Origin of the sequence: Hyphomicrobium sp., from assembly GCF_003987855.1 — a bacterium.
GTDB lineage: Bacteria > Pseudomonadota > Alphaproteobacteria > Rhizobiales > Hyphomicrobiaceae > Hyphomicrobium_B.
Genome location: NZ_RXIZ01000006.1, coordinates 151,456 through 159,685, shown reverse-complemented (window position 1 = coordinate 159,685; position 8,230 = coordinate 151,456). Strand labels below are relative to the sequence as shown.

Annotated in this window: 9 protein-coding genes and 1 pseudogene; 9 read left to right on the top strand and 1 reads right to left on the bottom strand. The window is 62.1% G+C overall.

Features of this window, described 5'->3' with window-relative positions:
* Positions 1-511, bottom strand: a pseudogene (locus EKK30_RS05200) (hypothetical protein); the annotation flags it as partial.
* 386 nt (positions 512-897) lie between these two features.
* Here EKK30_RS05200 and EKK30_RS05195 point away from each other — a divergent pair.
* The 9 genes from EKK30_RS05195 (at position 898) to EKK30_RS05155 (ending at position 8,209) form a co-directional block, all read left to right on the top strand.
* Positions 898-1,254 (top strand): hypothetical protein, encoded by a 357-nt coding sequence (locus tag EKK30_RS05195; protein ID WP_290981273.1) that lies wholly within the window; start codon positions 898-900, stop codon positions 1,252-1,254.
* 144 nt (positions 1,255-1,398) lie between these two features.
* Complete coding sequence (locus tag EKK30_RS05190) at positions 1,399-2,841, top strand: multicopper oxidase family protein (RefSeq protein ID WP_290981270.1); 1,443 nt, start codon at positions 1,399-1,401, stop codon at positions 2,839-2,841.
* A 33-nt stretch (positions 2,842-2,874) separates the two neighbouring features.
* The gene (locus tag EKK30_RS05185; RefSeq protein WP_290981267.1) at positions 2,875-3,315 is read left to right on the top strand and encodes a DUF411 domain-containing protein; all 441 of its coding nucleotides are present in this window, start codon (positions 2,875-2,877) and stop codon (positions 3,313-3,315) included.
* A 25-nt stretch (positions 3,316-3,340) separates the two neighbouring features.
* The gene (locus EKK30_RS05180) at positions 3,341-3,958 is read left to right on the top strand and encodes a DsbE family thiol:disulfide interchange protein (RefSeq protein ID WP_366927320.1); all 618 of its coding nucleotides are present in this window, start codon (positions 3,341-3,343) and stop codon (positions 3,956-3,958) included.
* Complete coding sequence (locus EKK30_RS05175) at positions 3,955-4,107, top strand: hypothetical protein (protein WP_290981264.1); 153 nt, start codon at positions 3,955-3,957, stop codon at positions 4,105-4,107. Before EKK30_RS05180 ends, EKK30_RS05175 begins: the two co-directional genes overlap by 4 nt.
* A complete protein-coding gene (locus tag EKK30_RS05170) occupies positions 4,104-4,484 on the top strand; it encodes a hypothetical protein (protein WP_290981261.1) in 381 nt (126 codons plus the stop codon). The genes EKK30_RS05175 and EKK30_RS05170 overlap by 4 nt, the downstream gene beginning before the upstream one ends.
* A gap of 4 nt (positions 4,485-4,488) precedes the next feature.
* On the top strand, positions 4,489-5,178 hold the full coding sequence (locus EKK30_RS05165) for an SCO family protein (protein ID WP_290981258.1): 690 nt from the start codon (positions 4,489-4,491) through the stop codon (positions 5,176-5,178).
* A gap of 2 nt (positions 5,179-5,180) precedes the next feature.
* Complete coding sequence (locus tag EKK30_RS05160; RefSeq protein WP_290981255.1) at positions 5,181-5,981, top strand: DsbA family protein; 801 nt, start codon at positions 5,181-5,183, stop codon at positions 5,979-5,981.
* Between the two features lie 23 nt (positions 5,982-6,004).
* Positions 6,005-8,209 carry a protein-disulfide reductase DsbD domain-containing protein gene (locus EKK30_RS05155; RefSeq protein ID WP_290981252.1) on the top strand — a complete coding sequence of 735 codons (2,205 nt, stop codon included), beginning with the start codon at positions 6,005-6,007 and terminating at the stop codon, positions 8,207-8,209.
* Positions 8,210-8,230: the final 21 nt, after the last annotated feature.

The following is an 8,230-nucleotide window of genomic DNA, read 5'->3' as shown; positions in this document are numbered from 1 at the left end:
TCTCGTTGATCCAGTTGAAGGCGACGTTGAAGCGATCGGTGATGTCGTGTCCGACAATGAGCTTTGTCTCAAGCTCATGTTCTGTCCCCGCCGGACTTTCCGGCGTATCCGTCCGTCCGACGACAGAGAGGATATAGCGGCTTTCCGGCTCCTTCTGCTCGTATTCGGCATAGAGCACGGGATTGAAGAACGTTTCCTCTCTGAACAGCCGAACCCGATTCTCGAAACGGAAACTGGCGTAGTCGTAGTTCTCGCCGTAGGTCTTCGCGCCCTCAAGATAGACGGATGTCGTCCAGAGATCTGTGACGCCGTATTCGATTTCGAAGAGTTGCGCGGTGTAGTCCTTCTCGCCCTGTCCAACACGTGCGAAGTCGGAGAAGACCTCAATTTCGGTCTCCCCCTTCTCCTCCATGTAGTGATTGTAGAGCACGAAGTTGGCGTCGTTGCCGGCGCGCGCCGGCGCTGCGGCGGTTATGGCAGCCGCGGTGACTAGCGCACAGATCAACGCCATCACTTGTCGCGTTCGTTCCCTCAACCAGAGCCTCGCGCTTGACCGAACCAAATTGAAATTCGCATTCACGAATAAAATGTCTACAGTGCATGTCAACAATTATTGTTCACGGTGCTGCATAAATTGCGGTCATGGCGATCACGACGCCTCGTTCGTGGGGCCGCGTGCTCTCAGCGCGGTATAGGAACAAGAAACCGTGGATAAGGGTCATAGCGAACATTGATGACTCGACGTGGTGTCATGGGGATCACAAACGGGCCCGCCAGAGCGCCGGCCCCTATTGTCAAACTGACACTTTCAACCGGCAGCGGACCTCTATTTGATCCACCATCCCGCCGCGCGACGGCTTGTTATTGGCCCATTTTGGCGCCATACTGCGCGCTGCCATGAAACGCTGGTCGGCTCAAAAACTCGTCGCTTTGTGCCTTGCGGTCTTTGTCACCGTGGGGATGGGCGTTTCCGTCATTGAGGCGAGTGGCATGTCGGCAAAAATGCCGATGGTGGCCCACATGGTCATGTCGGGACACGACGGTTGTCAGGGCTGTCTCGGCAGCGGCGATGACGGCATGAAGACGATGGCCTGCCGAGCTGTCTGCGCGACGCCGGTCTTTGCGGTGCTCTCGGAGTCAGCGTCCGTTCCGACCGTTCAGAAACCCATTTTCAATGCGGCGCGCGATCCGCTCCTTCGAGGAAGAGAATCGCCGCCCGATCCTTACCCTCCGAAACCCACCGACATCGGCTGACGCCACGGCCGTCGCGCCTCTAGCGACCGCGCCGGGCGATTGAACGCGTGCGCGCCTGTTTTCGCAGGCAGCGGGCAACGTGGTGATAACAGATCATCAAGCGCCGACGCGTTCCGTCATCCACGATGATCGGAAGTATCGAACGTGAACACCGAATCCAATACCCGCGTGTCGCGCCGGAGTTTGCTCCAGGCCGGTGCCAGTCTTGCGTTAATCAGGGCGCTGCGGTCGCGGCCGGTGCGAGCCGATGTGCCAAACGGCTATCGGATCGTCGCAGCGCCAACCCGCGCGAGTCTCGCGGGCCTGGGCAATCCGCAAACCGAGGTCTGGGCCTACAACGGTACGGTGCCCGGTCCGGTCGTCCACCTGCGTCAAGGCGAACCGGCTCGCATCGTCATCGAAAACCGGCTCGAACAGGACACCACCGTCCACTGGCACGGCATTCGGCTGCCGAATGCGATGGACGGTGTGCCCGGCCTTACCCAGCCGCCGATCAAACCTGGCGAGAGCTTTACATACGCGTTAACGCCGCCTGACGCAGGGAGCTTCTGGTATCACTCGCACGCCAACAGCCTCGAGCAGCTCGGCAGGGGCCTTGCCGGGGCCGTCGTCGTCGAAGAGCGCGTCCCCGTCGCAGTCGACCGTGACATCCTCTGGTTCCTGGCGGACTGGCGCCTGACGTCTGAAGCCCACATCGCCTCCGGGTTCGGCAACCAGATGGAAGCGGCGATGTCTGGCCGGGTCGGCAACGCGGTCACACTGAATGGCATGGTGTCGGAGGAGGAACCGGTCCGCGCCGGCGAGCGCATTCGCCTCCGCCTCGTCAATGGGTCGCTCGCGCGCATCATGGCGCTGCGCTTCGAAGGGCATAGGCCCGTGATCGTGGCGATCGACGGCCAGCCCTGCGAGCCCCATGAGCCTGAAGGCGGCCGCCTTCTCCTCGGTCCCGCCATGCGTATCGACGTCGTGCTTGACATGCAGGGCGAGCCGGGGCGCCGCTACCGCGTCATCGACGATTTCTACGACGGCCTGTCGTATTGGCTGACGCAGCTCGCCTATGGAGAGAAGCCGCCGCTCCGCAGGCATCCTCTCGATGCGCCGCTCAACCTGCCACGCAATCCCTCTCCGGACCCCGATCTCGTCACCGCCGAACGTCACGAGTTGACGCTCCAGGGCGGCATGATGGGCGGCGGCACCATGATAGGCATGGGCGGGATGATGGGCGGTGGCATGATGGGCATGGGCGGCGGTGCCGCCTGGGCCATCAACGGGATGTCGATGATCGGCGACGGTCATGCCGGCATGGAACCCGCCCTCACATTCCAGCGCGGACGCAGCGTCGTGTTGAGTCTGCGCAACCAGACCGCCTGGTGGCACCCGATGCATTTCCACGGCCACAGCTTCCGGGTGCTCACCCGGAACAGTGCGCCGGTACCCCATCGTCAATGGCAGGACACCGTCCTGATGGCACCGAGGGACACGGTCGAGGTCGCCTTCGTCGCCGACAATCCTGGTGACTGGATGCTGCACTGCCACGTCATGGACCACCAGGTGTCCGGCCTGATGACCGTACTGCGCGTTGCCTGAAACCGAACTGTGATTACTCAATGGATAAAGAGCATGAACCGTACCACCCGCCTCGCCGGCTTCGTCGCACTGGTCGCGTTTTCGACGCCGGCAATCGCCGAGCCGATCCACGCGATCCTCTACAAGAACCCGCAGTGCAGCTGTTGTGAGAAATACGCCGCCTATCTGCGGCACAACGGCTTCGATGTTGAGGTGAAGCCGACCAACGATCTTGCCGAAATCAGCAGCAAGGCCGGCGTGCCGGAACGGATGGAAGGCTGCCACACCATGTTCATCAATGGGTATGTGATTGATGGCCACGTGCCCGTGGACATTGTCCGCAAGCTCCTCTCGGAAAAGCCCGCGATCGCCGGCATCACGCTGCCCGGCATGCCGTCTGGCTCACCGGGCATGGTCGGCGCCAAGACGGAGAAGTTCGTGATTTATGCCGTCACGAAAGACGGCAACGCGCCGACTGTCTACGCGGCGGAGTGATTGAGTACCGCATGAGGTCAACGCGATGACGCGCAACATCACAACAGACCGTACCGGAGAAATGGATAGTAGTTCGGCCGGCGTCGTCTCACGGCGCCGGCTGCTCTATGCCATCCCCGCCATTGGGTTCGGGGGGCTTGCCGCCATCTTCGCCTGGGGCATCGGACGTGATCCGAGCCAGCTTCCGTCGACGCTGGTCGGCAAGCCTGTGCCGAAGTTCAGCTTGCCGCCCGTCCAAGGCCGGACGCTGGGCTTATCGAGCCGCGACCTCTACGGCGAGGTCTCCCTCGTCAACGTCTTCGCCTCCTGGTGCCTCGAATGTCGGGCCGAGCACCCGCTCCTCCTGCGCTTGGCCCAGGACAAGACGGTGCCGATCCATGGCATCAGCTATAAGGACCGGCCCGAGGATGCCGCCCGGTGGCTGAACACACTAGGTGATCCCTATACCCGCACTGGCGCCGACCGTGACGGCCGTGTCGCCATCGACTGGGGCGTCTATGGCGTGCCTGAGACTTTCGTCGTCGGCGCCGATGGACGCGTCGCCTACAAGCAGATCGGTGCGGTCACCGAGCAGGCGTTGAGCGAGACGATCCTGCCGCTGGTCGAGCGGCTGCGCCGGCAGGCGAAGGGAGGCTCGCCATGAGATGGCTCTCCCTCGCCGTTGTCGCGTTCATGGCTGTGGTTGGGCCGCCCGAATGGGACGCGCCGGATATGGTCGCGTTCTTGAAATCGATCATCGCCGAGAAACTTGGCTGGTTTGCCGTCCTTTCACAGAAGGAAGATCTCTCATGACCAATTCGGATTCGACGGTCGTTTCATCCGGACCATCGCTCGAGTCACGCCTCGGCCATCTGGGCCGCGCTCTTCGCAGCCGGCGGGGCCTCATCGTACTCGCTGCCGCTGCGCTGGCTCTCGGCGTCGGCTTCAACTGGAGCTGGCTCGTGGCGGCTGGCATTGCACCCCTGCTTCTGAGTGCGTTGCCCTGCGCCGTCATGTGCGCGCTAGGGATTTGCATGACGCAGATGGCCGGCCGCTCGAGCCGGAGCGCGTCCGCCGCCCTACCGTCCGATCCGGCCGCTCCTTCGGCTTCGCTTCCGACGACCGGAACGTCGTGTTGCTCCCCGCAACCAGGCGGCGATCGGGCGTCCGCTGACGCTCCGACGCGGTGACGTCATGCATATCGTGGGTCCAGCCGTGGTCGCCGTTGCCTTGATGACAGCATTCACCGCGCCGGTTCTGGCGCATTCGCTGGAAGAGATCGACCAGAACCTCCGCGACAAGGAGCAATATTTCCAGCCGGTCGACAGCGAAGCCCCCGCCTTCACGTTGCAGGACGCGGACGGCCGCGTCGTCCGCCTCACAGACCTGCGTGGCAAGGTCGTCATCCTCAATTTCATCTACACGCACTGTCGGGACGTGTGTCCGCTGCACTCCGAGCGCATCGCCCAGATCCAGTCCATGATCAACCAGACTCCGATGAAGGCGATGGTCCAATTCGTTACCATCACGACCGACCCGAAGCGCGACAACGGCCAGGTGCTCCGCGACTACGGCAAGGCTCACGGCTTGGACCCGGTCAACTGGACCTTTCTGACGGCCTCACCCGGAGAGCCCGACAACACGACCCGCAAGATCGCCGAGGCCTACGGTCTCAAGTTCACCGCGGGCGACGATGGCACGCAGATGCACGGCATCGTGACCCACGTGATCGATCAGGACGGCCGAATGCGCGCCCGCTTCCATGGACTGCAATTCGAACCGCTCAATCTCGTGATGTTCGTCAACGCGCTCACCAACCGGGTGCAGGAGCCCCACGTGCACCACGATACGAGCTTCTGGAGCAAGCTGAAGGAGATGTTCTGATCATGCGAGATACACCCGATCCCTCATCTTCGTCAGCGGAGCAAGGCCGAGGCTTCCGAAAGCTGGTGACCGTTTCTCTCGTTCTGTCGGCGATATCGGTTGCTCTGTCCGCTCTGGCCTTGCTGTTTGCCACCGGCACGCTCCCGCTCCTGGGGCAAGCCAGCTTCGAGCGCCAGGCTCGCGCTTACATCCTCGCCAACCCCGAGACCATCGTTCAATCTGTCAACACTCTGCAGTCCCGTCAGGCTGCGGCGGAAGAAAGCGAGGGCACCGCCGCTTTGACGCAACGGCGCGCCGAAGTCTTCGAAGATCCCGCGTCCCCAATCGGCGCCAACGCGCACGGCGACGTCACGCTCGTCGAGTTCTTTGATTACAACTGCCCCTATTGCCGCAAGGCTGCGCCGATACTCGATGACCTCGAACAGGCCGACAAGGGATTGCGCCTCGTCTTCAAGGAATTTCCAATCCTCGGCGCCGGCTCCGCCTTCGCGGCCCGCGCGGCACTCGCAAGCCAGAAGCAGGGGAAATATCTCGCCTTCCACAAGGCCATGATGACGTACAGCGGGCAGATCACTGAAAGCTCGGCCATGGAGATAGCGACGAGTGTCGGTCTCGACGTCGAGCGTTTGAAAAAGGACATGAACGAACCTGCAATCGACGATCAGATCAAACGCAATCTCGCACTGGCGGAAGCCCTTCATATCTCGGGCACGCCGACCTTCATCGCCGGCAAGGAAATCGTGCGCTCCTTGGTCGACACCGACACGATGAAGCGCGTGATTGCTACAGCGCGCAAAGGTTAGAGCCGATGTCTGAGAGCTCTCGAATGAACGCGTCTACGGCCTTCTCGGCGGGGATGAACTTGTTTGTCTCTTTTTGCGCGCTTATCGATCCGAGATCAAAGAATTGGCGCGCGCCGTGCGCCTCGCGGATCCGCTGGCAGAACGCGTTTGCGCTGAGTCTTCTCCTCCTGGCCGCATTTCCGCAGATGGCGCAAGCGGCAGCGACCCCATGGATGGGCGATGCCCACGCTGTTGCCCGCTTGATAACGGCGGTACAAGCGACCGGCTCCGCGAAGACGATTGATGGAGGCCTCGAGATCCGACTTGCGCCGGGTTGGCATACCTATTGGCGCACACCCGGCGATGCCGGTGTTCCCCTCGGCATCGATTGGACTGGCTCCGAGAACTTGGCAGGCGCGAGGATTTCTTGGCCCGCGCCAAAACGGCTGGTCGTCTCCGATCTACAGAATAACGTTTACGAGCATCACGTCGTATTTCCCATATCGTTTGAACTAACGCAGCCCGGCGCACCCCTGAAGCTCCACGCGGCGGTCGAATATGCCGCCTGCGCCGAAGTGTGCGTACCCTATGCGGCGAACTTCGACGTCGTCGTGCCCGCCGGGCTCGCCACACCCAGTCCTGAGGCAACGTTGGTCGCTGAAAGCGCGGCGCAAATTCCCGGACCGCGCTCAACCGCCGGTCTGATCCTGCAATCGGCAACGGTCAGTCCTCACGAGCCGGATGCGATCCTGACCGTCCGTCTTCGTTCAAGCGGCAAACCTTTCTTGGCACCGGACATCTTTGTCGAGGGTTTTGACCGAGGCTCGGCCGGCAGCCCGAAGCTCAGTCTAGGCGCCTGGGGGCAGGAAGCGCTTTTCTCGATACCCATTCAGGGCGCGGACACGGCGTATCTTTCCGCGCGGCCTCTTACCTTCACGATCGTAGACGGCGGGCGCTCCGCTGAGTTCAGCGCAACGCCGAAAGTCGGCCGGCCGGCAAACAGCGACAGTGAAGTGTTTGTGATTTTCGCGGTCGCGCTCCTCGGCGGATTGATACTCAATGTCATGCCCTGTGTGCTGCCAGTTCTGTCGCTGAAATTGCTCGCGGTCGTCGGTCAGGCAGGCGCGAGCCGCCGGCAAATACGTCTCGGGCTCTTGGCGACGGCTTTGGGGATATTTGCGTCGTTCGGGCTTCTGGCCGGCGTCCTGGCCGGACTTAAGTTGGGCGGCAACGTCATCGCCTGGGGCATCCAATTTCAGTGGCCGTGGTTCGTGGCGGGAATGGCGGTGTTGACGACGCTTTTCGCCGCGAACCTCTGGGGTTGGTTGCCCATCTCCTTGCCTCAATTTGTCTATGCCGCCCTGCCGTCTGGACCAGCCGGTCAGCAGCATAAATTCCTGGGCGCCTTTCTGACGGGAGCTTTCGCAACTTTGCTGGCCACGCCATGCTCGGCACCTTTTGTCGGCACGGCAATCGGATTTGCACTCGCTGCAGGTCCTGGAGAAATATTCGCGGTCTTTTCTGCTCTCGCGCTTGGCTTTGCTTCTCCGTACCTCATCATCGGGGCATTCCCTGGCTTGGTTCGGTTTCTGCCCAAACCCGGACCATGGATGCTTGTCCTGCGAAGGCTTCTCGGGCTCGCCCTCGTCGGCACGGCGGCGTGGCTGCTTTTTGTGTTGGCCGAGCTCGTCGGCGCAAACATTGCGCTTATCACCGCGACGACGCTCGCGGCCGCGGTTCTCCTGCTGGCACTCCAATCCACGCGACAGTCATCGCCCACGGCAGCGCTCGGGTTGAGAGCGAGCAACGTTGCCCTCGTCGCGGTGGCCCTGCTCGCACCGGTCTTCGCCAATGCCTCATCCGCGGCTCCCCCGGACATCGCCACCAAATGGCGCCCTTTCAATCTGTCAGAAATCAAACGGCTCATCGCGGAAAGACGAGTCGTATTCGTGCACGTGACGGCCGCGTGGTGCCTGACCTGCAAAGTCAATGAAGCCACGGCGCTCGATCGCGAGCCTATTTCAACTCGCCTCTTCGGCACCTCGGTTGTGGCTATGCGGGCAGATTGGACAAAGTCGAACTCGGCAGTGGCTGCATATCTCCAAAGCTTTGGCCGTTATGGCGTCCCGTTTGATGTCGTCTACGGACCCGGACGGCCGAATGGAGAACCGTTGCCCGAATTGCTAACCGCCGATGTCGTGAACGGCGCCCTCGACCGGGCGTCGGCCACTCAGAACACCGCGAGGTAGCCAATCCAACGCTCGTCCGTC